Annotated in this window: 24 protein-coding genes; 10 read left to right on the forward strand and 14 right to left on the reverse strand. The window is 61.9% G+C overall.

Going from position 1 to position 25,194, the window contains the following annotated elements; translation table 11 throughout:
* Positions 1-4: 4 nt before the first annotated feature.
* Complete coding sequence (locus AB7813_RS07470; RefSeq protein ID WP_439083254.1) at positions 5-1,051, reverse strand: peptidase M29; 1,047 nt, start codon at positions 1,049-1,051, stop codon at positions 5-7.
* A 140-nt stretch (positions 1,052-1,191) separates the two neighbouring features.
* Here AB7813_RS07470 and AB7813_RS07475 point away from each other — a divergent pair, with 140 nt between their 5' ends.
* Entirely contained in the window at positions 1,192-2,196 is a 1,005-nt protein-coding gene (locus tag AB7813_RS07475) for a flavin reductase (protein ID WP_439083253.1), read from the forward strand.
* Between the two features lie 179 nt (positions 2,197-2,375).
* Here the strand turns inward: AB7813_RS07475 and AB7813_RS07480 are convergent, their stop codons facing one another.
* Complete coding sequence (locus AB7813_RS07480) at positions 2,376-3,362, reverse strand: ABC transporter substrate-binding protein (protein ID WP_120292027.1); 987 nt, start codon at positions 3,360-3,362, stop codon at positions 2,376-2,378.
* Between the two features lie 174 nt (positions 3,363-3,536).
* Between AB7813_RS07480 and AB7813_RS07485 the strand changes: the two genes are divergently transcribed.
* Positions 3,537-4,916, forward strand: a complete 1,380-nt coding sequence (locus AB7813_RS07485; protein WP_068732361.1) for a malonyl-CoA decarboxylase — start codon at positions 3,537-3,539, stop codon at positions 4,914-4,916.
* Between the two features lie 175 nt (positions 4,917-5,091).
* Here the strand turns inward: AB7813_RS07485 and AB7813_RS07490 are convergent, their stop codons facing one another.
* Positions 5,092-5,967 (reverse strand): cell envelope integrity EipB family protein, encoded by an 876-nt coding sequence (locus AB7813_RS07490; RefSeq protein WP_093761299.1) that lies wholly within the window; start codon positions 5,965-5,967, stop codon positions 5,092-5,094.
* A gap of 252 nt (positions 5,968-6,219) precedes the next feature.
* On the opposite strand from AB7813_RS07490, the gene AB7813_RS07495 reads away from it, so the two are divergent.
* The 4 genes from AB7813_RS07495 (at position 6,220) to AB7813_RS07510 (ending at position 9,353) form a co-directional block, all read left to right on the forward strand.
* Positions 6,220-6,687, forward strand: coding sequence for a RidA family protein (locus tag AB7813_RS07495; RefSeq protein ID WP_092144382.1), 468 nt, complete (start codon positions 6,220-6,222; stop codon positions 6,685-6,687).
* Positions 6,688-6,765: 78 nt separating this feature from the next.
* Complete coding sequence (locus AB7813_RS07500) at positions 6,766-7,512, forward strand: glycerophosphodiester phosphodiesterase (RefSeq protein WP_439083251.1); 747 nt, start codon at positions 6,766-6,768, stop codon at positions 7,510-7,512.
* A gap of 102 nt (positions 7,513-7,614) precedes the next feature.
* Complete coding sequence (locus tag AB7813_RS07505) at positions 7,615-8,850, forward strand: GNAT family N-acetyltransferase (RefSeq protein ID WP_439083250.1); 1,236 nt, start codon at positions 7,615-7,617, stop codon at positions 8,848-8,850.
* A 71-nt stretch (positions 8,851-8,921) separates the two neighbouring features.
* Positions 8,922-9,353 (forward strand): HIT family protein, encoded by a 432-nt coding sequence (locus AB7813_RS07510; RefSeq protein WP_320444560.1) that lies wholly within the window; start codon positions 8,922-8,924, stop codon positions 9,351-9,353.
* A gap of 44 nt (positions 9,354-9,397) precedes the next feature.
* Here the strand turns inward: AB7813_RS07510 and tsaA are convergent, their stop codons facing one another.
* From tsaA to AB7813_RS07535, 5 genes are all read right to left on the reverse strand, one after another.
* Positions 9,398-9,889, reverse strand: coding sequence for a tRNA (N6-threonylcarbamoyladenosine(37)-N6)-methyltransferase TrmO (tsaA, locus tag AB7813_RS07515; protein WP_089263736.1), 492 nt, complete (start codon positions 9,887-9,889; stop codon positions 9,398-9,400).
* Positions 9,890-9,904: 15 nt separating this feature from the next.
* Complete coding sequence (locus AB7813_RS07520; RefSeq protein WP_309945247.1) at positions 9,905-10,891, reverse strand: Bug family tripartite tricarboxylate transporter substrate binding protein; 987 nt, start codon at positions 10,889-10,891, stop codon at positions 9,905-9,907.
* A 90-nt stretch (positions 10,892-10,981) separates the two neighbouring features.
* Complete coding sequence (locus tag AB7813_RS07525; RefSeq protein WP_309945246.1) at positions 10,982-11,326, reverse strand: AzlD domain-containing protein; 345 nt, start codon at positions 11,324-11,326, stop codon at positions 10,982-10,984.
* Positions 11,323-12,057 (reverse strand): AzlC family ABC transporter permease, encoded by a 735-nt coding sequence (locus tag AB7813_RS07530; protein WP_315842666.1) that lies wholly within the window; start codon positions 12,055-12,057, stop codon positions 11,323-11,325. Before AB7813_RS07530 ends, AB7813_RS07525 begins: the two co-directional genes overlap by 4 nt.
* Positions 12,058-12,148: 91 nt before the next feature.
* A complete protein-coding gene (locus tag AB7813_RS07535; protein WP_414716944.1) occupies positions 12,149-13,120 on the reverse strand; it encodes a transglycosylase SLT domain-containing protein in 972 nt (323 codons plus the stop codon).
* Between the two features lie 90 nt (positions 13,121-13,210).
* Between AB7813_RS07535 and AB7813_RS07540 the strand changes: the two genes are divergently transcribed.
* Positions 13,211-14,146, forward strand: coding sequence for a glycine/sarcosine/betaine reductase selenoprotein B family protein (locus tag AB7813_RS07540; protein ID WP_439083249.1), 936 nt, complete (start codon positions 13,211-13,213; stop codon positions 14,144-14,146).
* Positions 14,147-14,291: 145 nt separating this feature from the next.
* The gene (locus AB7813_RS07545) at positions 14,292-14,642 is read left to right on the forward strand and encodes a PilZ domain-containing protein (RefSeq protein WP_068734400.1); all 351 of its coding nucleotides are present in this window, start codon (positions 14,292-14,294) and stop codon (positions 14,640-14,642) included.
* Positions 14,643-14,854: 212 nt separating this feature from the next.
* Here the strand turns inward: AB7813_RS07545 and clpA are convergent, their stop codons facing one another.
* Both clpA and clpS read right to left on the reverse strand, forming a co-directional pair.
* Positions 14,855-17,254, reverse strand: a complete 2,400-nt coding sequence (clpA, locus tag AB7813_RS07550) for an ATP-dependent Clp protease ATP-binding subunit ClpA (RefSeq protein WP_089263729.1) — start codon at positions 17,252-17,254, stop codon at positions 14,855-14,857.
* 252 nt (positions 17,255-17,506) lie between these two features.
* Positions 17,507-17,839, reverse strand: coding sequence for an ATP-dependent Clp protease adapter ClpS (clpS, locus tag AB7813_RS07555; RefSeq protein ID WP_068734422.1), 333 nt, complete (start codon positions 17,837-17,839; stop codon positions 17,507-17,509).
* 522 nt (positions 17,840-18,361) lie between these two features.
* Here clpS and AB7813_RS07560 point away from each other — a divergent pair.
* Positions 18,362-19,729, forward strand: a complete 1,368-nt coding sequence (locus AB7813_RS07560; RefSeq protein ID WP_116661847.1) for a TadE/TadG family type IV pilus assembly protein — start codon at positions 18,362-18,364, stop codon at positions 19,727-19,729.
* Positions 19,730-19,801: 72 nt separating this feature from the next.
* On the opposite strand, the gene AB7813_RS07565 is transcribed toward AB7813_RS07560, so the two are convergent.
* Entirely contained in the window at positions 19,802-20,137 is a 336-nt protein-coding gene (locus AB7813_RS07565) for a phasin family protein (RefSeq protein ID WP_439083248.1), read from the reverse strand.
* A 398-nt stretch (positions 20,138-20,535) separates the two neighbouring features.
* Between AB7813_RS07565 and AB7813_RS07570 the strand changes: the two genes are divergently transcribed.
* Positions 20,536-22,359, forward strand: coding sequence for a serine hydrolase (locus AB7813_RS07570; RefSeq protein ID WP_439083247.1), 1,824 nt, complete (start codon positions 20,536-20,538; stop codon positions 22,357-22,359).
* Between the two features lie 217 nt (positions 22,360-22,576).
* Here AB7813_RS07570 and AB7813_RS07575 read toward each other — a convergent pair whose 3' ends face one another.
* The 3 genes from AB7813_RS07575 to AB7813_RS07585 all read right to left on the reverse strand — a co-directional run bounded on the left by AB7813_RS07575 (position 22,577) and on the right by AB7813_RS07585 (position 25,022).
* Positions 22,577-23,302 carry a DnaJ domain-containing protein gene (locus tag AB7813_RS07575; protein WP_439083246.1) on the reverse strand — a complete coding sequence of 242 codons (726 nt, stop codon included), beginning with the start codon at positions 23,300-23,302 and terminating at the stop codon, positions 22,577-22,579.
* Between the two features lie 51 nt (positions 23,303-23,353).
* Positions 23,354-24,076 (reverse strand): VWA domain-containing protein, encoded by a 723-nt coding sequence (locus tag AB7813_RS07580; RefSeq protein WP_320444569.1) that lies wholly within the window; start codon positions 24,074-24,076, stop codon positions 23,354-23,356.
* Positions 24,077-24,146: 70 nt separating this feature from the next.
* Entirely contained in the window at positions 24,147-25,022 is an 876-nt protein-coding gene (locus AB7813_RS07585) for an alpha/beta fold hydrolase (protein ID WP_089263722.1), read from the reverse strand.
* Positions 25,023-25,194 lie beyond the last annotated feature (172 nt).

Consider the following 25,194-nt stretch of genomic DNA (forward strand, 5'->3'; position numbering starts at 1 on the left):
GGACTCAGCCGAACACGTCCTGCACCACGCCGTCCTTGATCACAGCCACACCATCCAGCGTGATTGTGGTCTTGAAGATCGGCAGATCGAAATGCCCCGCTGTGTAGCGCCCGGCGAATTCATTGGCGCCGGTGGAGAACAGGAAGTTGCCGGCCACTGCGCGGATTTCCGTGCCGTTGGTATCGCGCTGGTCATACATCTGCAGCGCCTCGTAACGCGCATTGGGGTTCATGCCCCAGCCCACATGCGACACGGCGTAAGCTTCACGATCGCCCCAGGCGGCGAGATAGCGCTTCATCATCTCGGCATCGGCGCCCTCGCCCGTCAGCTCGGTGAGATAGTCGTCCTTGAACAGCATCTTCACCGGCGAGGTCAGATAGCGCTTGAAGGTCAGGTTGATATCGCCTGCATCCATCACCACTGTGCCGTTGATGGTCTTGCTCTTCGGGAAGCTCACGACGATGCCGCCCGGCCAATGCGCCAGCGTGCCCGGCTTGTCGGTCCAGCCCCAGACACCGACGGTGGCCGCGCCTTCCATGTTGACGTCGAGATCGGTGCCCGCCTTCGAGGTCACCTTCATGTGCTTCGTGCCGCGCAGCATCTTCGCCGCCGCGCGCACGCGCTTCTCGAGCGCCGAGTCCGGTACCATGCGTTCGAGCGCTTCGGGATGCTCGTTGGAGATCACGAGAATGCGCGCGCCGGCCTTCAGGATCTCCGGTGTTTCCTTGGCATGCATCAGGCCTTCGATGGTGCAGTCGACGACGAAGCCGGCCTGCTGCAGCGCTGATACAACCGGCCCGAGTTGCTGGATCGCTTCGGACGCGCCGGTGGAGCGGATCGGCACCACCTGCTTGTTGCGCGGCGTCGGCACCACAACGTGGAACGGCCGCGCGCCCATACGCAGCAATGCCAATTCGGCAATGTGCACATTCAATGCGCGCGATTGCGTCTCGGAGAGGATGGCGGCAGTGTCGCCGGGCTTGACCGCGCAGCGCTCGAAGATCTCGCAGAATGCGTCGATCCATTTCGCCTCGATGCGATCCGCCAGCATGCCGTTTCTCCATGTTTTAAAGCGATTATGGTTGGATGATAGGCGCGGTCATGTTATATGAAAAGGAATATTTTTAATCTTGAAGGACAATCCGGCGCTGTATTTTGGGCAGTCGCGGATGTTGCGGAGCGGCGAATTCCATGGCGTTTGACAAGACGGCGCAGGACAAGGTCGCGGATAACAAGCTCCCGGACAAGGCGCAGGCGGTCAACCCCGCGACGTTTCGTCAGGCGCTGGGCCAGTTTCCGACCGGCGTCACCGTGGTCACCGCAACGACAGGCGATCATCCTGTCGGCATGACTGCCAATTCGTTCTCGTCGGTGTCGCTCGATCCGCCGCTGGTGCTGTGGAGCGTCGCGAAATCTTCACCGAGCCACGATCCCTTCGTCGAAGCCGACGCTTTCGCCATTCATTTTCTCGGCGCCGATCATGGCGAGCTCGCGATGCGTTTCGGCCGCCGCGGCTCCGACAAGTTTGCTGATATCGCCCATGCGCCGGGCATCAGCGGTGCACCGCTGATCGAGGGCCTCGCACCGATCTTCGAATGCAAGACCTGGGCGCGCTATCCCGGCGGCGACCACACGATCCTGGTCGGTGAAGTCGTGCACTTCGTCGAGCGCAATCACGACCCCCTCGTCTTCCACTCCGGACAACTCCGCCGCATCGACAAGGCACAGCCACGTGCGCCGGCTCTGGCCAGCAACAGTTTTGCGCGCAGCTACCTGTCCTATCTGCTGGCGCGAGCCAGCTTCAACGTATCCAGTTCGTTCCACACGCGGCTGAAGGAATGGGACCTCACCGTGCCGGAATGGCGCGTGCTGGCCTGCCTTGCCGATGTCGAAGGGCTCTCGGTTGGCGAGCTCGCCGCAATGGCTTTGATGAAGCAACCCGGCCTGACGAAAGTGCTCGACCGCATGGAGCGCGACGATCTGCTGAAGCGCAAGAGCACCTCGAACGATCGGCGCCGCGTCACGCTCTACCTGACCGCAAAGGGTCGCGCACGCGTCAAGCCGGTGCAGAAGGCGGCGCTCGAACATGAGACAGAGCTGCTGAGCCGCTTCAGCGACGACGAGCGCGCAACCATCAAATACACGCTGGATCTCCTGATCGACAGCGGCATGTCGGACGATACAACTTCACAATAACGATCGCGATCAAGCACTGCTCTCTCCACGTCATGGCCGGGCAAAGCGCGAAGCGCGGCTTCGCTGGATGTCCCGGCCATCCACGCCTTCCTTGTGGCCAAGACGTGGATGCCCGGCACAAGGCCGGGCATGACGGAGAGAGTGTCATTGTTTGTAGGGTTTGTAGGTGAGCGACGCCGTTACTTGATCGGCGCGACGACCTTGCCCTTCAGCTCGGAGACGTCGAGCTTCTTCGGCAGCATTCCGGATTCGACATAGGTGTCGAGCATCTTCTGGATCGCGTCGAAGTTCGGCGCAGCACCCGGATCCCTGGCGAAATCATTGTCCTTCAGCAGATAGGTTTCCAGCACCGGGATCGGCGCCTTCATCACTTCATTAACGACCTTCAGCGTTTCATCGCGGTTGGCCAGCGCCTTCTGCATGCCCAGCGTCAGATCACGCACATACATTTTGGCCAGTTCCGGATTCTTCTCGATGAAGTCGGCACGGCAGGCTTCGAGAATGTGCACGATGCCGTCCTGCTGCTGCGACAGCGAGAACAGTTTGCGGGTGCCGCCCTTGGCTTCCATGCGCGCCGCGAACGGCTGGTTCATCACGGCGGAATCGACACGGCCCGAGCGCAGCGCTTCTTCCGAGAGCGCGAAGCCGACTTCAACCAGCTTGACGTCCTTGGCCGGATCGAGGCCAGCCTGCTTCAGCAGGATCGCCATCGGGCCATAGATGCCGGAGCCCAGCGTGTTGATCGACATCGTCTTCCCCTTGAGGTCGGCGATGGTCTTGATCGGCGAGTCGTCCTTTACCGCCCAATAGACCGAGAAGCTGCCCGGCTTTTCGAACACGTGCTGCGCGACGATAGAAGCCTTGAGGTTGCCGCTCTGCACGCCTTGCGCGAGCGCCAGCACCGATTGCGTCGCGCAGTCCAGCGCGCCGGCCGCGAGTGCCTGCGTCATCGGCGCGGTGCCCTGAAACTGCACCCACTCGATATTGTATTTCTTGCCGAGATCCGCGAATTCCTGCGGACGCTTCATCATCCAGTATTTGGATTCTTCGGCCGGGATGGTCCAGCCAACCTTGATGGTTTGTTGGGCAAATGCCGAGCCACTGCTCAGCAACGCTCCGAGTGCCAGAGCCGCCACTACGCCACGCTTCGATGCGATCCGCTTCATCCTGAATTCCTCTGTTTTCAGCGATCCGGCCGCAGTCAGAAACGAATGCAATTCTCTTGCCGAAGCGCTCCCCACTCACAATTGTTTCATGCTTCAAATGATCGCGCAATATGCCTCGCTATGGGCTATATTGAAGCAGACTGGTTGGACTGCCAGCCCGGGAATTGATTCACCATGAGCAATGACTCCTTCTTCTCCGATCTCCTCGCATCCATCTCGGAACGCGGACGCACTCTGCTGCGGCTCGGTCCGGCATCTGTCGATCCCAAACAGAACGCATCGGATCTGATCGAACTCTGTACGGAGCTGTTGTCAGGACGCGGCGAAGCGTCCGGCACGGTCCTCGCGCGCGGCGTGCTCGATCGCTACAAGAGTCTCGACGAGGCCGGCCGCCTCACCTTCTTCGAAAACCTCGCACAGAATTACGGTCCCGATCGTGACAAGCTTGAAAAGGCCATCGAAGCATGGCGTGCCAAGCCGACCGGCGACGTCTCCGGCGAGTTGCATTTCGCATCCGAGCCGCAGCGGCAGGAACTGTTTCGCCGGCTAAACCGCGCGCCGAACGCGACCAGCGAACTCGTGAAGATGCGTGAAGATCTTCTCGATCTGAAGAATGGTAACAAAGACCTCAACGCCGTCGATCGCGACGTCGTTCATCTCTTGGCATCCTGGTTCAACAGGGGATTTCTGGTGCTGCGCAAGATCGACTGGTCCACGCCCGCCAATGTGCTCGAAAAAGTCATCAAATATGAAGCGGTGCATGAGATCCACGACTGGGACGATCTGCGCCGCCGCATCGATCCCGTGGATCGCCGCTGCTACGCGTTCTTCCACCCTGCATTGGTCGATGAACCGCTGATCTTCGTCGAGGTTGCGCTCACCGAAACCATTCCGGGCGCCATCGCCCCGCTGCTCGCGGTCGATCGCCAGCCGGTGCCGATCGAGCGCGCGCGCACCGCCGTGTTCTATTCGATCTCCAACTGCCAGCGCGGTCTCGGCGGTATTTCGTTCGGCAACTTCCTGATCAAGCAGGTGGTCGAGGAACTGCGCCGCGAATTGCCGAAGCTCGACACTTTCGTGACGCTGTCGCCGGTGCCGGGTTTCATGAAGTGGCTCAAGAAGGCCGATGACCTCAACCTGTCCAATGAGGATCAGGCGCTGGTCGACATGCTCGCCGATCCGCTATGGGTCAACGACACGGCACTGACGGCGCAGCTCAAGCCCGTGATGGAGCAGCTCGCTGCGCATTACTTCCTGAAGGCCAAGAGCCCGCGCGGCGGCCCGATCGATTCCGTCGCCCGTTTCCATCTCGGCAACGGCGCACGGCTCGAGCGCATCGACTGGCTTGGCGACACGTCGGCCAAGGGCCTGCGTGAGTCCGCCAGTCTGATGGTGAACTATCTGTATCGTCTCGACGATATTGAGAAGAACCACGAAGCCTATGCCGACCATTATGAGATCGCGGCATCGAGCGCGGTGAAGAAGCTGCTGAAGAGTGAAAGCGGCGGTGGCCTGCGTTTGCTGGACAGCATGCGGCTGTCGCGGGCGGAGTGAGATAGGCTTTTAGGTTTATGGCTGTCGTCCCCGCGAAGGCGGGGACCCATAGACTCCGAATTCAAATCGGAGCGCTATGGTTTCGACCACGTTTCAATTTTTAGAAGTAGTGGTTATGGATCCCCGCCTACGCGGGGATGACAATTGAGAGAACCGAGCAAAAAGCTCATACTCCTCACTTACAAGGCTTGCTGTCCTTCACATTGAACTTGCTCATGGCGCCGCCGATGACGAAGTCATTGTAGTCCAGCATCAGCGACCGCGAGACGCCGTTCTCATAGAGTTCGAACGACATCGCATAGACCGGCGTCTGCTCGCCGCCGTCGGAGGATTTGGCCGATTTGTCGTAATAGCTGACGGTGACCGGCCAGCGCGTCAGCTTCTTCATCCCGTCATCGCCCGTCGAAGGATCGGGTTCGCTGACCTTGCGATCCCCGGGGATCGCCTGCCCGATCACCGTGAGCGTGCTGTAGACTTTCTCGCCTGTATCCGACCCGTCATAGACATTCAGTTCCAGCACCGACTTGCCTTCGCGTGCGGCGGCGATGATGCGGTGGATTTGCTCGGTCGGAAACACGGTGGAACCCTCCAGCGTGAAGGTCTTCGCCACCGGCTGCTTCAGCTTGACGGTGACGTGATCGCCCTCGCGCTCCGCCATGCCGTCGACGGCGCTGGCATCACCGTCATTCATGCGGGTGTCGATCTTGAAGCGATAGCTCTTGCCGTCACCGGCTTCCCAGCTGGTGGAGCGCAGATCGCTCAGCGTGGTCTTGTCCTCGCCGCTGTTGAGCTCCGAAACCTGACGGAAATCCGACGTGTAGCCTTCGCAGGCACTGCCGGTAAAATTATAGAGGATGCGGCCGCTGGCGCTGTTCACGCTGGCATTGCCGCGCGACTTCAACAGCTTCAGTTCATACAGCGCCTGGTGCGCGACGAACGGCGTGCCCGCAGCAGGCGGAGCCGCGAATGCCGACACCGGCGCTACGAAGGTCGCGATGGTCAGTGCCAGCGAAGCGGCCTGGAGGCGCGAAACGGAGGAAATGCGGCGCATGGGTTTTCCCTGGATTCTGGAACTACAACAATAGAGAGCGTCCTATTGCGTCGCAACTACGGCCACGCCGGATTCGCACTGCGGAAATGCCATATTCTGCAGCGAATCTTGCCAAATCCGCACAGTTGCGGCGGCGGCCCGGTGTCGCCCGATCGTCACTTGCGCGGCGACGCGGTATGGGTGAAACAGACGGTGCCTGAACCCTTTGGGGACTTTTGTTCGGGCACATCATCAATTGTTTGGGGAATCACGATGGCAGGAACGGTGGAGCAGAAACTTGCGGATCTGGGGGTCAAGCTTCACGAGCCGGTGAGCCCGGTGGCGAACTATGTCGGCTTCGTCCGCACGGGCAATCTGCTGTTCGTCTCCGGCCAGATCTGCATGGGCGCCGACGGCCAGCTGATCGCCAAGGGCAAGCTCGGCGCCGGCGTCACGCTCGAACAGGGCGTCAATGCCGCGCGCGGCTGCGCCATCAACATCCTGGCCCAGGTCAAGGCTGCGCTCGGCGATCTCGACAAGGTGGCCCGCGTCGTCCGTCTCGGCGGCTTCGTCAATTCGACGCCGGATTTCATCGACGCGCCGAAAATCATCAATGGCGCATCGGACCTGATGGTCGCCGCCTTCGGCGACAAGGGCCGTCACTCCCGCGCCGCTGTCGGCGTCGCCTCGCTGCCCGCCGATTGCGCGGTCGAGGTCGACGCGGTGTTTGAAGTCATCTAGCTTTTCGTTTTGACGCGTTTTCTTCACGCGAACCGGTATCCACTTCGCTTGAAAGCGCTCTGATGCAGGACAATCCCGATGCGCGCACCTGACTGGCTCATCGCCCGGCCGGTCGCGCATCGTGGCCTGCATGATCGCACCCGCGGCGTTATCGAGAACATGCCCGGCGCCATGCACGCCGCCATATCAGGAAATTTCAGCATCGAGACCGATGTGCAGCTCACCGCCGATGGCGAGGCGATGGTGCATCATGACGATAAACTCGGCCGCCTGACGGAGGGCTCCGGCGCCCTGCTCTCCAAGACATCCGCCGAACTGAAACAGATCAATTTCAAGGACACGCCCGAGCACATGATGTCGCTCGGCGATCTGCTCGCTCTGATCGATGGCCGCGTCGGGCTCGTGATCGAGATCAAGAGCCATTTCGACGGCGATCGCAAACTGGTCGCCCGCGTCGCCGAGATTCTCAAAACCTATCGCGGGCCGGTTGCCTGGATGTCGTTCGATCCCGATCAGGTTCTCGCGATGCGCGAGATCGCCCCCGAGATCCCGCGCGGCATCACCGCCCAGCGCACCTATGACGACGGCGAATGGCTGACACTGACGCAGGCCCAGCGCGACGGCATGCGCCATCTCCGCCATGCCTTCCGCACCCGCCCCCATTTCGTCTCCTACTGGGTCAAGGAACTGCCGGCCCCGGCGCCCTGGATCGCCCGCAACCTGTTCGGCTGCGCGCTGCTGACCTGGACCGTGCGCACGCCGGAACAGCGTGCCGTCACCGCCCGCTATGCCGACCAGATGACCTTCGAGGGCTTCGTGCCGTAAATTGAAGGCGTTGCGGCCGGGTCTTGAAGTGTCCGGCGCGATGCACAATCTTAGGAGCGGTCGCCGCGACGGTTGATCGCATATGACCGGTTCAAGTGATTGATGACGTCATCGGAAATTACGCTCGAAGCAGTGGCGTCCATCAGCCAGATTCCGGCCACGGACTGGGATGCCTGTGCCACCGGCCATGCCGATCTCGGTGGCATTGAGAGCCTCGATACGCTGGCCCCCGCGGCCAACGGTTACGCCTCGAAAGCCAATTACAACCCGTTCGTGTCCCATGCCTTTTTCACGGCCGTCGAGAAGTCGAATTCGGCCTGCGCCCGCACCGGCTGGGGACCGCGCCATCTGATCGCCAAGAGTGATGGCCGCATCGTCGGTGTCGTGCCCTGTTATCTGAAATCGCACTCGCAGGGCGAATACGTGTTCGACCGCGGCTGGGCCGATGCCTATGAGCGCGCCGGCGGGCAATATTACCCCAAGCTTCAGGCCTCGGTTCCGTTCACCCCCGCCACCGGTCCGCGCCTGCTGATCCGCGACGGCGTCGATGTGGAACGCGTCGGCGCGGCGCTGGCCGGCGGCCTCGTCGGTCTCTGCGAGGCCACCGATGCATCGTCCGTCCATATCACTTTCGCGCGCGAGAGCGAATGGCAATTTCTCGCCGCACGCGGCTTCCTGCAGCGGACAGACCAGCAGTTTCATTTCCGCAATGATGGCTACAGCACCTTCGACGATTTCCTGGCAACGCTGAATTCGCGCCATCGCAAGGCGATAAAGCGCGAGCGCCGCGATGCGCTGGCCAATGGCATCACCATCCATCCCCTCACCGGCAGCGAGATCACCGAGGATGCCTGGGACGCGTTCTTCGCCTTCTACATGGAGACCGGCTCGCGCAAATGGGGACGCCCCTATCTGACCCGCGAATTTTATACGCTGATCGCCGAGAGCATGAGCAATGACGTCGCGCTGATCATGGCCAGGCGCGATGGCAAGTGGATCGCCGGCGCCATCAACTTCATCGGCTCGGATACGCTGTTCGGCCGCCACTGGGGCGCCATCGAGCATCACCCGTTTCTGCATTTCGAGGTCTGCTACTATCAGGCCATCGACTTCGCGATCCGCCGCGGGTTGAAGACCGTCGAGGCCGGCGCGCAAGGCGAACACAAGATCGCACGGGGCTATCTGCCGCAAACCACCTATTCGGCGCATTACATCGCCGATCGCGGACTGCGTCAGGCCGTCGGTGAATATCTTCAGCGCGAGCGCGAATATGTCGCGGAGGCCGTCCGCGAATTGACCGAGGCCGGCCCGTTCAGGAAGGGCGACGAGCAGGATTAAGTTGTCTTGACCGGCTCCCCTCTGGCGGCGACAGTCGCCCAAACTTGCGCCGAAATTCTCCGGAGGATTCCATGACCGCGTATGACCCGAACAACATCTTCGCCAAGATCCTGCGCGGCGAATTCCCCTGCTACAAGGTCTATGAGAACGACCACGTGCTGGCGTTCCTCGACATCATGCCGCGCTCCCCCGGCCATACGCTGGTGATCCCCAAGGCGCCCGCGCGCAACATCTTCGACATCACTCCGGACGACTACGCCCATGTGATCCGCGCCGCCCACAAGATCGCCGCTGCCTGCAAACAGGCCTTCAAGGCCGACGGCATGACCGTCGCGCAATATTCGGAAGCGGCCGGCGGCCAGGTGGTGTTTCACCTGCACATGCATGTGATGCCGCGCCACGACAATGTCGGCCTGCTGCCGCCGGCATCGCGCAAGGAAGACCCGAAGGTGCTGGAAGACAACGCGACGAAACTGATCGCGGCATTGGCGGCGATTGGATAGATCGTCGCCTGTCTTACCTCGCCCCGCTTGCGGGGAGAGGGCAACTACTCCGTCTGAAAGTCGCCCGGCTGCGGCGGGGCCAGCGGCGTGAACTCGCAGCGGTCGGGCTTCACATCCAGCAGCGGCGTCTCGTCGAGGCAATCGAGCCCGCGCACCAGCACGGTCGCCCCCTCAATCCCCACCAGCTTCACCATGGATGTGCCCAGCGGATTGGGCCGCACCGGTGTGCGCAACGAGAAGATGCCGCGCGCATTGCCGTCGTTCTTGGGGCTCTGCAGCACGAGGTCGCGGCGCGACAAATGCAGCCAGTAGATCACTTCGAGATGCTTGTAGAGGTCGAGATCCTTCAGCCCCGGCACCCACGGCTCGAAGATCTCGAGCCGGCACACCGGACCGTCATGGCGGCCCTGCCGCGGCGTTTCCAGCCGCGACGTCCAGGGCGTGCGGATGCGCCCGATATAGACGAGGCCCGCATGGTTCGGCTTCGGTGCATCGACGGCGAGTTCGCCGGCGCGGATTTCACTTTCACGAACCATTGCCCACCATTCTGATCAATCCAGCGAGATGTTCTGCGCCTTGATCACCTTCGACCACCGCGCCCGGTCCTCGTCAACGAATTCGTTGATCTCCTTGACCGTCTTCGGTCGCAGCACCGGGAAGCCGATCTTCTCCAGCGAGGCGCGGAATGTATTGTCGTTCAAGGCACGGTCCATGCTGGTCATCACCGTCTTCACGACATCGTCCGGCAGTTTCGACGATCCCGCCAGACCGAACCAGACGCCGACCTGATAGTCCGCATATCCGCTCTCGATGACGGTGGGCACGTCAGGCAGATCGGGACTGCGCTCCTTGGAGCTGACACCGAGCGGCCGCAACAACCCGGCCTTCACGGGCGGCAGCGCCGTGGAGAGCGTATCGAACATCACCTGGATATTGCCGGAGAGGAGATCGGTCAGCGCCGGCCCGGCGCCCTTGTAAGGCACATGGGTCATCTCGACGCCGGCAATCTGCTTGAACATCTCGCCCGCCAGATGAATCGTGCCGCCGGTGCCGGCCGATCCGAAATTCAGCTTGCCGGGATTGGCCTTCGCGTAAGCCACGAACTCCTTCACCGTCTTGGCCGGTACGGATGGATGCACTTCCATCACGACGGGCAGATCGGTGACCACCGTCAGCATCCGCAGATCCTTCTGCGGGTCGTAGGACAGCTTTTTGTAGAGCAGCGGATTGAGCACCATGATGGACGCGGCCGTGACAAACAGCGTGTAGCCATCGGGCTCTGCACGCGTCACCATTTCGGCGGCGATGGCGCCCTGCGCGCCCGGCTTGTTCTCGACGATCGTCGTCTGCTTGAGATCGCGGCCGAGATAATCCGCCACGAGACGCGCGAGCACGTCGGTCGGCCCGCCGGCTGCATAGGGCACCACGAGCTTGATCGTGCGCGTCGGATATTCCGCCGCACGGGCGAGCGGCGCGGCAAAACCCAGCGCAGCGATAACGATGCCGGTTATCAAGGCAGAACTTGCGCGCAATCTCATATCGGCTCCCGACCCCTATTTTTAAGTTGAGCGGAGACTATCGCGTTCACGCAGTCATACAAGGCCGATACAGCCTGACGCTGTCGTCTATCAACCGAGGATGTATTTGCCGGTGACCATCGCCAGCTCGCCGCATGCGACGCCGAGAAAGATCGAGCGCCTGAAAGCAACGAAGACGACGAGGCCGACAGCCACCGCGCCATAGCGCAACGGCGGCGGAATACTCGCCAGCGCGCCGGGCGGCACGACAAGAATTTGCGCAATGACACCGGCGAGGATCGCGGTGGCCACCGCCCTCACCCAGATCAGGATCTCGGACTCTTCGTCGACGCCGCCGCCGAGCCACAGGCCGAGCATGCGCCAGACTTCATTGGGCAGGAAACCCGCCAGCAGCAGTACGAGCAACGCATGCCAGTCGCCGATGAAGTCGCTCACCGCCGCCTCCAGCGATGCACGCCATAGGCGATCGTCCCGGCCGAGACGCCGGAGATCAGAATATCGACGCCGGTGTTGAAGAGCGACACGACAGGAAACAGCGCGAGACCGAGCACGAGCGCCACGACATCGGCGAGCTGCTTGCAGTTGCGCGCCGTCGACAGCAGAAATGCCAGCGGCGTCAGCAACAGGATCGCCGCGCCGAACAGCGGCGGCAGATTGGCCGCGAGGTGATAGCCGATGAAGGTCGCGGTCAGCGACGACAACACAAGTCCGAGGCCGAGCCCGTTGACGAAGGCGATGCGTCGCTCGCGCGGGACCAGCGGCATCAACCGGAAGCATTCCACCCACAGCGTCACTGCGATGAAATGCGACGGCAAGATCAGTTGCCGCTTTTTGGTCTCCGGCATGCGCAGCATCGGAAGCACCGACACCACCATGGGAAACAGACGGATCGCGCTCACAGTCACCGCGAGCGCCGCCTGAATGACCGTGGCGCCGGAGCCGAGCGCGACGAGAAGAATAATCTGTGCGGGACCGGCCCAGACGAACAATGTGCTGGCGAGCGCCCAGAACAGGCTGAAATGCGTGTCATGGGCCAGCGCGCCGATGCCGATATAGGTCGCGAACAAGACCAGCGTCAGGATGGTCGTGGTGATCGACCGCATGCCGTAAAGGAAGGCCGCCGCACTGCCCTGCCATCTCGGTGAATCCAGTGCAGGAAGCGACACGTGTGTTTGTTTCTTCTTGTTTGATCCGGCCTGTCATAGGCTGCCGAAAGCCGCCGGCGTCAAGAGGCGCCAATGCATGGGGTGCCAGCAGTCACGCTCTGCCGTTACGCAGCACCAGACAGCCTTGCCCGGCCCGGCGGATCTTGCCGCAGAGATCGTTGGCCTCGTCACGCGTGTCGGTCCCGATCCTCACCTGGTAGAAGGTTCGCGTGCCGCGGCTTCGGAATAGCGAACTCAGCAGGTTGGGATCGCGTTCGCCGACCACCGTGCGCAAACGCAGCATCACGCGCGCATAGGACATCAGCGCACGATCACGATTGAAGCCTGCCGCCAGTTGCACACCCCATGGCCGTGCTTCGCCGAGCTTCACGCGCGCTTCCAGTTGCGTAACGAAGGGATTGGGCGCGCGCTGCAGGAGTGCCATCAATTCACGGCAGCTCGACGTCGCGGCACGCGGCGGCGTCTTGCCGTTACGGCCCGCAGCCTGCCAGTCCTCGACCGTCGCCCCGGTGATCGCGGAGACGTAGTTGCGGGTCTCGCCGGGCATGTATCCCTTGCCGTCGAGCCAGTCCTGCACGCGGCGTGGTCCTGCATTATAGGCCGCAGCCGCGAGGCCGAGATTACCGAACTGGTTGCGCAGCTCGCTGAGAAACTCCGCCGATTTCGGCAGTGCCTGCACCGGATCGAACGGATCGAGCAGACGCCGCTCATTGGCCGTGCCCGGCATGAATTGCGCGATGCCCTGTGCGCGCTGGCCATTGCGCGTCACGGGACCGACGGCATCGGGCTGAAACCGGCTTTCCTGCCAGATCACACGGGCGAAGAATTCCAGCGGCAGGTCGTTGGCTCGCGCTGCAGACTCGATCATCAGACACATCGACTCGCGGGCACCACTGTCCCGCGCCAGATTAGGCTTTTCCGGAGTCGCCATTGGCAGCATCCGGTCCGCGCCGGGCTTCGCCAGTTCGCTGATCGGGAGCTCCTCGGCGCGCACGCCCGCGACCGGCGCAAGCAACAGCGCCGCGAGGCAAATTATCCGGCCGATGATGCTTCCGAACGCCATGCCTTATCCCGCGCGGATTCCCCGCGCCTTGACAGCGGGACCCCAGCAGCTAGCTATGAATGAAAGACGGCAAAAGCGGGAGTGCAAACAATGGCCGACGCGCGCGACGACACATCCGGCTTTGCCAGCGACGACGATGTTCCGATCCAGTATATGGCGCGCACCCGCGCCTATTATCAGGCGATCGGCTATGACGTTCCCTATCGCTGGGCGCATCACATCGACACGCCGTTCCAGCCGCTGAAGAAGCCGCTGGCGCAGTCGCGCGTCGCCATCGTCACCACCGCAGCGCCCTTCGATCCCGCCAAGGGCGATCAGGGTCCGGGCGCGCTCTATAACGGCGGCGCCAAATTCTATCAGGTCTATGACGGCGATACGTCGGTCGATCATGACCTGCGCATCTCGCACATCGCCTATGATCGCGTGCACACGAGGGCGGACGACAGCGGCACCTGGTTTCCCCTGCCCGCGCTACGCGCACTCGCGGCATCCGGACGCATCGGCGAGGTCGCGCCGCGCTTCTATGGCGCACCAACCAATCGCAGCCACCGCGTGACCCTTGAGACCGATGCGCCGGAGATCGTCAAGCGCGCCAAGGCCGATGGTGTCGATGTCGCCGTCCTGGTGCCGAATTGCCCGGTCTGCCACCAGACCATCAGTCTCGTCGCCCGCGAGCTGGAGGCCAATGGCATTGCCACCGTGGTAACGGGCTGCGCCAAGGACATTGTCGAACACGCTGCCGTGCCCCGTTTTCTGTTCAGCGACTTCCCCCTGGGCAATTCCGCCGGCAAGCCGCATGACAAGGCCTCGCAGGCGCAAACCCTAGAATTGGCCCTGCGCCTGCTGGAATCCGCCGTGGGTCCGCAAACGACCCTGCAGTCGCCGCAGCGCTGGGCCAGCGATGCCATCTGGAAGCGCGACTACAACAATGTCGCCCTGCTCAGCGCCGAGGAACTGGCGCGCCGCCGGGCCGAATTCGACAAGCAGAAGGACATCGCCCGCGGATTACGCGAGACGGCGGCCTGAGCCCGCCCTGAGGCCGATCACCCCGTCTTTCGGCGATCGCCCTTAACTTTGGTTTACGTTAAATCCGCTCAATCCGCGCGAAAGCCTTCCCCGGCGGATGGAACTGCGTACAGTCCCCGCCTGCAACCTCAGGGGACCTCAGGACATGGACGAGCGGCGCAAGAACGTCAGGGACAAGGTGATCTACGGTGCCGTCGCGTCCAAGGACCAGAAGGCCAAGGAATGTGTCGTGCGCGACATTTCCGAGGATGGCGCCCGCATCGAATTTGGAAGCGGCGCGCGACTGCCAAAGGATGAGCTGACGCTCAACATCGCGCGAAAGGGCCGTTCGTTCCTCGCCAGGATCGTCTGGTGGCGCGACAACATCGTCGGCGTCGCCTTCACCGATCCGCCGGTGGAGAGCAAGGAAAGCTCCGACATCGAAGAGCGCCTGCGCAAGAGCGAGAAGAAAAAGCGCGAATTGCAAAAGCAGATTCAGAAACTGCTGGGGCAGTAAGGCGTTTGGCCAAATAACAAAACCGCAAACTCAGCCCTCATCCTGAGGAGCGCGCTTGCGCGCGTCTCGAAGGATGGGTGCATATGCATTCATGGTTCGAGACGGCGCCGAAGAGGCGCCTCCTCACCATGAGGACAGAGAGCGTATCTCCCAAAACAAAACGGCCGGTGATCTCTCACCGGCCGTTTTCATTTGTTCAATTGGCTGGCGGCTTACGCCTTCTCCAGCGGCCCCTTGGCTGAACCCGACCCCTTGCCCGACTTCGGCTTCTTGGCGGCACCACGCTTCGCCGGCAGCTTCTCCGGCTTCGGCGTCACGGGACCATCGACGAATTCGAAGCCGATGCTCTCCTGCTCGACACCGAGCACCGCCTCGTCCTTCTTCAGGATGACGCGGACGTGGCCGCCATTCTTGAGCTTGCCGAACAGCAGTTCGTCGGCCAGCGGCTTCTTGATGTGCTCCTGGATCACGCGGCCCATCGGGCGCGCACCCATCTGCTCGTCATAGCCGTGCTGGATCAGCCAGGCCTTGGCGGGATCGGACAGTTCGATGGTGACGTCGCGGTCTGCGAGCTGGGCTTCGAGCTGCAGCACGAACTTCTCCACCACCATGCCGATCACATCCGAATTCAGATGTGCGAAGGACACGACCGCATCGAGGCGGTTGCGGAATTCCGGCGCGAACTGCCGGTTGATCGCCTCCTGATCCTCGCCTTCCCGCTTGCCGCGCGTGAAGCCGAAGGCCGCACGCGCCATGTCGGCGGCGCCGGCATTGGTTGTCATGATCAGGATCACGTTGCGGAACGAGACCTGCTTGCCGTTGTGGTCGGTCAGACGGCCGTGATCCATCACCTGCAGCAGCACGTTGTACAGATCCGGATGCGCCTTCTCGATTTCGTCGAGCAGCACCACGCAATGCGGATGCTGGTCCACGCCATCGGTGAGCAAACCGCCCTGATCGAAGCCGACATAGCCGGGAGGCGCGCCGATCAGGCGCGACACGGTATGCCGCTCCATATATTCGGACATGTCGAACCGAATGAGCTCGACACCCAGCGACGACGCCAGCTGCTTCGCCACTTCGGTCTTGCCGACGCCGGTGGGGCCCGAGAACAGGTAGCTGCCAATCGGCTTCTCCGGCTCGCGCAGGCCGGCACGCGCCAGCTTGATCGATGCCGCCAAGGCTTCGATCGCCTTGTCCTGCCCGAACACCACGCGCTTCAAAGTCGACTCAAGATGCCGCAGCACCTCGGCATCGTCCTTCGACACGCTCTTGGGCGGGATTCGCGCCATGGTCGCGATCGTGGTCTCGATTTCCTTGATGCCGATTGTCTTCTTGCGCTTGCTCTCGGCCACCAGCATCTGCGCCGCACCCGACTCGTCGATCACGTCGATCGCTTTGTCCGGCAGCTTGCGGTCGTGGATATAGCGCGACGAGAGCTGCACCGCAGCCTCGATGGCCTCGTTGGTGTATTTGAGCTTGTGGTAATCCTCGAAATACGGCTTGAGGCCCTTCAGGATCGAGATCGCATCTTCAACAGTCGGTTCGTTGACGTCGATCTTCTGGAACCGGCGCACCAATGCGCGATCCTTCTCGAAGTGCTGGCGATATTCCTTGTAGGTGGTCGAACCCATGCAACGGATCGCACCCGAAGCCAGCGCGGGCTTGAGCAGATTCGAGGCATCCATCGCGCCGCCCGAGGTGGCGCCGGCGCCGATCACCGTGTGGATTTCGTCGATGAACAGGATCGCATTCGGATGCGCTTCGAGTTCCTTGAGCACCTGCTTCAGGCGTTCTTCGAAGTCACCGCGATAACGCGTGCCGGCCAGCAGCGTGCCCATGTCCAGCGAGAACACGGTAGCCGCCGACAACACTTCCGGCACGTCGCTGTCCACGATGCGCTTGGCCAGACCTTCGGCAATCGCCGTCTTGCCGACGCCGGCTTCGCCGACGAACAGCGGATTGTTCTTCTGCCGGCGGCACAGGACCTGGATCGCGCGATTGATCTCGGCCGTACGCCCGATCACCGGATCGATCTTGCCGTCACGCGCCTTCTTGTTGAGGTTGACGCAATAGGTATCGAGCGCCTCGCCCTTCTTCTTGGCGTCGTCGCCGTTCTTGGTCTCGGTCTCCTCATCGACGCCGCGCACCGGCCGCGCCTCGGAAACGCCCGGCCGCTTGGCAATGCCGTGGCTGATGTAATTCACTGCGTCATAGCGCGTCATATCCTGCTCCTGCAGGAAATACGCGGCATGGCTTTCGCGCTCGGCGAAGATCGCGATCAGCACATTGGCGCCGGTCACTTCTTCGCGACCCGACGACTGCACATGAATGACGGCGCGCTGGATCACGCGCTGGAAACCGGCAGTCGGCTTGGCGTCATCTGCGCCATCCGTCACCAGGTTTTCGAATTCGGTTTCGAGATAATTGACCAGACTGCCGCGCAGCTTGTCGAGATCGACGCTGCACGCCCGCATCACTGCCGCTGCGTCGCTGTCATCCACCAGCGACAGCAGGAGATGCTCCAGCGTCGCATATTGGTGGTGCCGCTCGTTCGCAATCGAGAGCGCCCGATGCAGCGATTGTTCAAGGCTTTGAGAAAAAGTTGGCATTCCGCGTCCTCGTTGGCCCCCACCATCATGATCGTCGTTGCCGGGTCAGGCAACAAGAACCTTTCTCACATATAGTGATGTCTGATCGTGGTGAAAGGCTGGTTCCCGCTGCTTGTTGTGACGCGTCCGCAGAGCACGTCTGTTCATTCCAGCGCATTGTCACATGCGCTGTTGACGCAGCCGAACGACCGCGTTCGACTCACATCAGTTCAATGCAAGACCCGTTCCCAGTTTCCGGGAATTCACGCGAGGCTACTTCTTTTCCATCACGCATTGCAAAGGGTGCTGGTGCTTGCGCGCAAAATCCATCACCTGCGTCACTTTGGTTTCGGCGATCTCATAGGTGAAAACGCCGCATTCCCCGATCCCGTGATGATGAACGTGGAGCATGATCTGCGTCGCCGCCTCGGCGTCCTTCTGGAAGAACTTTTCCAGCACATGCACGACGAATTCCATCGGCGTGTAATCGTCGTTGAGGATCAGCACGCGATACAGGTTGGGACGCTTGGTCTTGGGTTTGACCTTGGTGATGACCGAGGTGGCCGGCCCACCGGGCGCATTGGACCGGTTGTCGTCCTCTGCCATGCCACGCGGCCGCCGGCGGCGATCGTCGAGGGCGCCGGCCACAGGCATCAGGATGCCGTCAGGCATGAATTTCGAAGGTTTCTGGAACATAGCGCCTGTATAAAAGTCCCTAGCCGATATTGGCCAGCCCCGAATTGACAGCGTCCCCAGCCACGACGTGCTGCCGGACGCCTCGGGCACAGAGGCGCCCCGGGTCGCCGCATGGGTGCGACGCTGTCCGTTACAGGACCGATGGAGCCAATATGGGTTCCTGTGGCCGTTCTCGCAAGCACACTGCAAGCACCTGGAATGGCTCGCCGCGCCCCCGCCTGATGGCCCCCGGTCCGGTCAGGGTTAACCGATCGTGCTCGATTTGACCGGACAAGCAAACGAGCCATTTAACCGTCGTTCACGATAATACCGGGCGCTGACGCAGCGGCACGCCAATAGTTGGCCTTTTACCGATTTTCTGAGGACGCCTTTACCACCTGTTCAGCCGCCGCCCCCGAAATGACCTCCAGAAACTCACCATTGGCGGTCACGATGTTTATTCAATCGATTTCAAGCCAGGCGAAGCGCATCGCATCCCGATTTGCACGCCACGATGGCGGCAATATCGCGATGACCTTCGCCGTCGCTCTGGTGCCCCTGCTCGGCTTCGTGGGCGCCGCCGTCGACTACTCCCGGGCCAACGCTGCCCGCTCGGCGATGCAAGCGGCGCTCGACTCTGCAGCCTTGATGGTTTCGAAGGACCTGTCCGCCAATCCGACCATGTCGGCGACCGATGTCACCGACAAGGCGAAGGCCTATTTCAACGCGCTGTACACCAACACGAATGCCGGCCAGATCACGGTGACGGCGAGCTACACGACCAACACCAAGGACGGCTCCACGGTCACGGTCAACGGCTCCGGCGCCGTCGCAACCGATTTCATGAAGATGGTCGGCCTCCCGCAACTAGGGATCGGCAGCGGCTCGACCACGACCTGGGGCTCGACGCGCATGCGCGTCGCCATGGCGCTCGACGTCACCGGGTCGATGGGTATGGGGACCGGCAAATTGAAGGCGATGCAGGACGCAGCAACGGGTCTCATCAAGACGCTGAGCGCCAACTCGCGCATGACCGAGGACACTTATATCTCGATCATTCCGTTTGCGCAGATGGTCAATGTCGGCGCGTCGAACAAGAACGCGACCTGGCTCAAATGGGACGAATATGGATCCTGCAGCTATCCGTACTACGACACCAAAGCCGAGTGCCAAGCGGCTGGCCAAACCTGGAACGCGAGCTCCAACAAGAACGCCTGGAATGGCTGCGTCACTGACCGTGATCAGCCTTACGACACCACCAACGAAGCCCCGTCGGGCACAGCACGTTATCCGGCCTACCAATACAATGCATGCCCCTCAGCCATTCTTGGGATGACATCGGCTTATGGTCCTGCCAACGTTAAGACGCTGACAGACAAGATCGATGCCCTGTCGGCGAATGGCGGCACCAACCAGCCGATCGGCATGGCCTGGGCCTGGCGCACCTTGCAGATCGGTAGCGATCCATTCCCGGCACCGGCCAAGGATTCGAACTACAAATACACAGATGCACTTATCATCTTGTCGGACGGCATGAATACCAAGGACCGATGGTACGGTGACGGCGCCAATTGGTCGACACTGGTTGACGATCGACAGAAGTTACTGTGTGCCAATATCAAAAAGCTGAACCCGGTGACCAACAAGCAGGACACCGTGATCTATACGATCCAGGTCAACACGGGCGGCGATCCGGAGTCCGCAGTTTTGAAATCCTGCGCCGATCCCGGCAATTTCTTTCCTACAAGCACCAACGCCGGCATCGCCGACGCCTTCAAGGCAATCGGCAACTCGCTCAACGCATTGCGCGTGTCAAAGTAAAGCGGCGGCGACACCTTCAAACAAAAACGCCCGGCCATCAGGCCGGGCGTTTTGATTTGAAGACCGTATCGCTTAGCGCGCCGGGGTCATCTTGGCGACGAAGCCTTCGAACGGCTTGTACGCCTGCTTGGCGAGATCGACATAGAGTTCGCTGATCTTGTGCGATTCAGCGACGAAGGATTCATAGGCCGACTTGGCGTATTCGGTCTGCACTTCGAGCATCTTGTCGAGCGACTGCACGCCGGACAGCTTGGTCACGAAGGCGTTGCCGTCCTCGAACGACTTCTTGGTGTAGTCGCCAACCGCGACAGCGATAGCCTGTGCACCGTTCTGAAGCGTGGCCGCCGATGCGACTGCACTCTCGAACTGCTCCTTGCCGTACTGCTGGATGTCTTCGACCTTGATCACTGCAAATCCTTTCCCGGATTGGACGGGTCAGCCGCGGCCGGGTGGACCCCGGTCTGATCTGACCCGCTCATCTATCGTGCAGTGCACAATGACGTCAAGAATCCTGTGCGATGCACAATTTTTACCATTGGCAATAAATGCACGGGTAACTGGCAAGGGTTGCTTAACCTTTTGGAAACTCGCCGGACCTACCCTGATTTCTTGCATTGGTGCGTTGGGGCCAAAAAGCCCAAAAACTGCATGAGTACATACTCTTAGCCAGAATGGCCGCGTATGCTTCTGCCATCCCGCCGAGAGAACCGCTCAGGCTGACGCTTAAAACTGAGACACATCCCCGGTTGTTGGGCATAATTTAGCCTCACGATCCGGGGAATGAGACTGATCTGACGGGGAAGTCCATGCTTCGCACAACGTTTGCTTCGTCGCGCACCTTGCGGGTGTGCGCTCTTGGGCTGGCAACTCTCAGCATCGCGGTCATCTTTACGACTGACAGTGCGGATGCCCGCCGGCGACATAAATCGCGAAGCCACGTCGCGCGCGTCTCGAGCTACAATCCCGCTTTCTCGTCGATCATCGTCGATGGCAATTCCGGTGCGGTCCTCTCGTCCAACAATCCCGATGGCTCGCGGCATCCGGCGTCGCTGACCAAGATCATGACGCTGTACATGCTGTTCGAGAAGCTGGAATCCGGCAAGCTCACGCTGGACAGCGAAATGGACGTCTCGCAGCACGCGTCCGTGCAGGCTCCGACCAAACTGGGCCTGCGCCCTGGTCAGACGTTGCGCGTCGAGGACGCGATCAAGGCCCTGGTGACCCGCTCCGCCAACGACGCCGCCGTTGTCATCGCCGAAGCCATTGCCGGCGATGAAGACGATTTCGCCAAGCTGATGACCAAGAAGGCCCGCGCGCTCGGCATGAGCCGCACGGTGTATCGCAATGCCTCCGGCCTCCCTGACGATGCGCAGGTGACCACCGCGCGCGACCAGTCGGTACTCGGCCGTGCCATCCAGGATCGCTTCCCGCGCTACTACCGCTACTTTGCCACCGCCTCGTTCAACTATCGCGGCCGCAACATCCGCAACCACAACCGCCTGATCGGGTCAGTCGAAGGCGTCGACGGCATCAAGACCGGCTACACCCGCGCTTCCGGCTTCAACCTCGTCTCGTCGATGAAGCGCGGCAACCGCCATCTGGTCGGTGTCGTGCTTGGCGGCCGCAGCGGCGGCGCCCGCGACGCGGCCATGCGCAACCTGCTTGCCGAGAACCTGGACAAGGGTGCCACCCGCCGCACCGTGGCCGCGATCACCGAGCGCAATCCGTCCGAAGCCGCGACCGAGGTCGCCGAAGCCGAGGCCCAGGCGCGTCCGATCGAAACCAAACAGGTCAACGGCGCCATTCAGGTGGCTGCTGCAACGCCGGTGGTCGCTGAACCCGTCTCCGAGCCCCCGGCTCGTCCCGCCGCGCCAGCGGCGCGCCCGTCGGTCTTCGCCGCCGCCACCGCAGCCCTGCCCCCGGCAGCGCCGATGCCGCAGGCCCGCAAGCCCGAGCCTGGCCCGCTGAATTCAGGTGTCATCCAATCCGAGCCCATCTCGACCATTCCGGGCTCGTCAGAGCCGATGAAGCCGGTTCGGGTCCGCACCGTCCAGGTCAAGTCCGGTCAGTACAAGCTGGCCTCCGCCGGCGGCGAGCAACCCGCCCCTCCGGCCGCCACCAATGCCATCACGGCGCGCTCTGAGCCCGCCGCCCGCTCGCCCGAGACCACCAATTCGCTCTATGCCCGCTCGGAGATGCCGCGCCAGCCGGCAGGCTTCGGAACCGGCAATGGACTTCTCGGTGTTCTTCCAGCCTCTGGCGCCGCTCAGGGCGGCACCCAGATGGCCTATGCCGACCCTGCCCCGCGTAACGTGCCAGCCCCTCAGGCTCCCGCTCCGCAGACGGTACAACAGGGCGGCGCTATCAAACCCGCCGCGATCCACACCGGCTGGATCATTCAGGTCGGTGCCCTCGAGAGCGAGAGCGAAGCACGGATCCGCCTCGACGCCGCGCGTGAACAGGCCCGCGGCCTGCTCGGCAAGGCCGACCCGTTCACTGAAGCCGTCGTCGGCAAGGGCGACAGGAAACTCTACCGTGCCCGCTTCGCCGGCCTCGACCGCGAAAAAGCCGAAGCCGTCTGCAAGACGCTGAAGCGTTCCGAGATCTCCTGCATCACCATCAAGAACTGATCGACTGATACCGTCGGATACGCAAATGGCCGGGACATTGTCCCGGCCATTTTGCTTTTGGTCACCATAAATCCCCGTGGCGACAACTTCTCGTCAAGACTTAGCCGGTACAAATTCAGACAGGGGATTGATCGACCACGCCGGGCAACGGCGGGCGACGGGGCGTTCTCAGAGAAACGGAAGCTGCTCGCAGTTGTAGCGTAAAAGCGTGCTGGAGTTAGCTACGATGCGTGCGAAGCAGAGTGTCCTTGGCCTCGTTGACACGGGCCGCCAGGTACGTCGAGCCCCCCTGGTCGGGATGCAGTTTCTTCATGAGGGATCGGTGCGCGCGGCTGATCTCGTCGCGGGTCGCACCCGGCTTCACGCCAAGGATCTGATAAGCCTCCTCTTCCGTCATTTTACTGCTCGACGCCGGGCGGTCGTGCCGCCCTGCCGTATCGCCCTGCGCGTTCTGACGCCAGGCGGGAAACCGGCGGTCAAGATAACTTTCAAGTAGCGCCACGCTCTCCGCATCGAAGCCGGCCATCATCGCCGCCAGTTGCGGCAGATCGAATGCATCGAGCGATTGCCCGGCATAGGGGCCGGCGACGATCTTTCCGCTGAGCTGGCCACTGTCATGATCGAGGGTCATCTCGAGAAACGCCGAGCGGACCTGCGAAGTCTGGCCCGACGATTTGGTCCCGCCCCCGAACATGCCGCCGATATTGCTGAAGCCCGCGGTGCCGAACGGCGCCCAGCCCAAGAGACCCGCGCCGAATATGCCGAGCGGGATCGCCACGGCCAGTTCGCCCTTGATCCCGGTGAAGGCCGCCACCGCCAGCGCCAGCACGCCGCCAGCCAGCTTGATGCCGCGCGCCAGCAGCGCCGGGTTGGCCGAGCGGAACATCTGCAGCAGCATGTAGAGCACAAAGACGGCGAGCGCGCCGGCGATCAAAGTAGGCATGAGGGATAGATAGTCGGTTGCCGCGATCCGCGAAACGGTTTTGCAGACCGTTTATCGCATCTGGCCGAGCAGCTTTGCCGCACCCGGCGCCGACGACGCCAGCCGCGTCAGCGCCTCCCGTCCGCCCGCGGCATAGGCGGCTACCGCGCGCAGCAATTCGCGGAGCTGTGCAGCGGCTCCCGGATCGAACCGGCACCAGGCGCCACCAGTCAGCCGGGCAATCTCGCGAAACGCCTGTTCGGCCGCCGGGTCTTGCCCTTCCTGGAACATGAAGACCGGTACTTTCAGCAGGCCGAGTTCACCGGCCCGCGCACAGAGCTCGTCGACGGACTCCTCCATGGCGTCGCCCACGAACACCAATGCACGCACGCCGGAGGCCACCGCCTCGCGCCGTGTCTCCGACAGCACCTTGCCGATCTGGGTCTGACCGCCCTGGCAAGCGATCTTGCCCATCAGCCGCGCCAGTTGTGCGGTGTCCGAAATCCAGCCGGTCGCGCGGCACTCGCTGAGACCACGGAAATAGACGAGACGGATATCGAGACTGCCGATCGATGCGGCCTCGCGAAACATGTCGGCCTGCAGCGTGCAGGCCATGTCCCAGGTCGGCTGCCGGCTCATGGTGGCATCGAGTGCAAACACCAGCCGCCCGCGCCCGCCCGCTGCATGCGGCGCCATTGCTTTCGCCTTAGCGACGAAGGCGGCAATGTCAGCCGACGCCGATGGCTGCGCCAGCGCATCGGTTTTCGATTTGGGGATCGTGGGATCGCTGGCCATTTGAACTCGCGCTTGCTGCAAGCTTCATGTGGCGAGCATAGGCCGCGCGGTCAACCGCGCAGCGCAGAACTCAGTTCACGCTGGGCGTATACTGCGCGATCTTGTTCGGATCAGTCGCACTGCTCTGCTGCGCAGGCTGCTCGATGATCTTCGGCTTGCCGGTGACCGGCGACAGCTTGCTGTCGTCGTCGAGGAACTTGTCGAGCAGCCCCTGAATCTTGGTCTTCAGGGTTTCCGGACCGCGATCGCTCATGTCGGTGTGCTGCGCGCCGGTGTTGACGACCGTGATACCGGCCTTCTCGCAGATCTCGTCATCCGGCACGACACCGGGATCCGGCTTGAACACCGTATCGTGCGAACGGAACGACAGGATCTTGAATTTGCCATCGGTCATGAACGGCACGCGCAGGTTATCCAGCGTTACGACCTTCTTGACGTCATCAGGGAATTCCTTGGCGTAGAACATCGAGATGTCGCCGCCGTTGGAATGACCGACCAGCGTCAGATGATCGTAGTCGGAGTTCGGCTGAATCTTCTTCAGCTCTTTCACCGCATATTTGATGTTCTGAACGCCGCGCTCATAGACCGGCAGACGGCCGACATAGAGCTCGCCGACCTTGGTCACGAGCGGAGCGTCGGTATCGAGATCGTGCTGGATGCTGACGGCCATATAGCCGCGCGCCGCAAACACGTTCGCAAGAAACGAGTATTCGGTGAACTTGACGGTGTTACCGTGATTGAGGACCGCGACTGGCAGAGTGATCATGCCGGCATTGGCCTGCATTTCCTTGTCGCGGCGAACGGCGATGTCGACCTGCACAGGACGATTACGCGACGCGTCGAAGAACGTCAGCGTCTCATGCCGAATGGCCCACTTCGACGCGGTGAAGTACGCGGCGGTGGTCAGCACGCAAACCGAAAGCAGAATGAGAAGTCCGCGTTTCATGTTCGTCCCTGATCGGCCAGCTAGAGATAGGTCTCAGCCGGCTACAGCACTTATGGGCCGGAATGGCCTCAAGCGGCTGCTTCAACAGCATATATGTCACAGCCCGGTGACAGAAAGGCTAAATATTGTGAATTCCGAGCCATGTTATTGTGCGCCGCACCCGTTTCTTGTG

It is taken from the genome of Tardiphaga sp. 20_F10_N6_6 (genome assembly GCF_052076045.1).
Taxonomy (GTDB): domain Bacteria; phylum Pseudomonadota; class Alphaproteobacteria; order Rhizobiales; family Xanthobacteraceae; genus Tardiphaga; species Tardiphaga robiniae.

Coding starts and splice junctions, on each gene's coding strand:
- AB7813_RS07470 (WP_439083254.1), bottom strand. CDS start 1,051: ATGCTGGCGGATCGCATCGAGGCGAAATGGATCGACGCATTCTGCGAG.
- AB7813_RS07505 (WP_439083250.1), top strand. CDS start 7,615: ATGACGTCATCGGAAATTACGCTCGAAGCAGTGGCGTCCATCAGCCAG.
- clpS (WP_068734422.1), bottom strand. CDS start 17,839: ATGGCAGAGGACGACAACCGGTCCAATGCGCCCGGTGGGCCGGCCACC.
- AB7813_RS07560 (WP_116661847.1), top strand. CDS start 18,362: ATGTTTATTCAATCGATTTCAAGCCAGGCGAAGCGCATCGCATCCCGA.
- AB7813_RS07585 (WP_089263722.1), bottom strand. CDS start 25,022: ATGAAACGCGGACTTCTCATTCTGCTTTCGGTTTGCGTGCTGACCACC.
- AB7813_RS07580 (WP_320444569.1), bottom strand. CDS start 24,076: ATGGCCAGCGATCCCACGATCCCCAAATCGAAAACCGATGCGCTGGCG.
- tsaA (WP_089263736.1), bottom strand. CDS start 9,889: ATGGTTCGTGAAAGTGAAATCCGCGCCGGCGAACTCGCCGTCGATGCA.
- AB7813_RS07575 (WP_439083246.1), bottom strand. CDS start 23,302: ATGCCTACTTTGATCGCCGGCGCGCTCGCCGTCTTTGTGCTCTACATG.
- AB7813_RS07490 (WP_093761299.1), bottom strand. CDS start 5,967: ATGCGCCGCATTTCCTCCGTTTCGCGCCTCCAGGCCGCTTCGCTGGCA.
- AB7813_RS07485 (WP_068732361.1), top strand. CDS start 3,537: ATGAGCAATGACTCCTTCTTCTCCGATCTCCTCGCATCCATCTCGGAA.
- clpA (WP_089263729.1), bottom strand. CDS start 17,254: ATGCCAACTTTTTCTCAAAGCCTTGAACAATCGCTGCATCGGGCGCTC.
- AB7813_RS07540 (WP_439083249.1), top strand. CDS start 13,211: ATGGCCGACGCGCGCGACGACACATCCGGCTTTGCCAGCGACGACGAT.
- AB7813_RS07535 (WP_414716944.1), bottom strand. CDS start 13,120: ATGGCGTTCGGAAGCATCATCGGCCGGATAATTTGCCTCGCGGCGCTG.
- AB7813_RS07480 (WP_120292027.1), bottom strand. CDS start 3,362: ATGAAGCGGATCGCATCGAAGCGTGGCGTAGTGGCGGCTCTGGCACTC.
- AB7813_RS07500 (WP_439083251.1), top strand. CDS start 6,766: ATGCGCGCACCTGACTGGCTCATCGCCCGGCCGGTCGCGCATCGTGGC.
- AB7813_RS07475 (WP_439083253.1), top strand. CDS start 1,192: ATGGCGTTTGACAAGACGGCGCAGGACAAGGTCGCGGATAACAAGCTC.
- AB7813_RS07545 (WP_068734400.1), top strand. CDS start 14,292: ATGGACGAGCGGCGCAAGAACGTCAGGGACAAGGTGATCTACGGTGCC.
- AB7813_RS07510 (WP_320444560.1), top strand. CDS start 8,922: ATGACCGCGTATGACCCGAACAACATCTTCGCCAAGATCCTGCGCGGC.
- AB7813_RS07570 (WP_439083247.1), top strand. CDS start 20,536: ATGCTTCGCACAACGTTTGCTTCGTCGCGCACCTTGCGGGTGTGCGCT.
- AB7813_RS07495 (WP_092144382.1), top strand. CDS start 6,220: ATGGCAGGAACGGTGGAGCAGAAACTTGCGGATCTGGGGGTCAAGCTT.
- AB7813_RS07520 (WP_309945247.1), bottom strand. CDS start 10,891: ATGAGATTGCGCGCAAGTTCTGCCTTGATAACCGGCATCGTTATCGCT.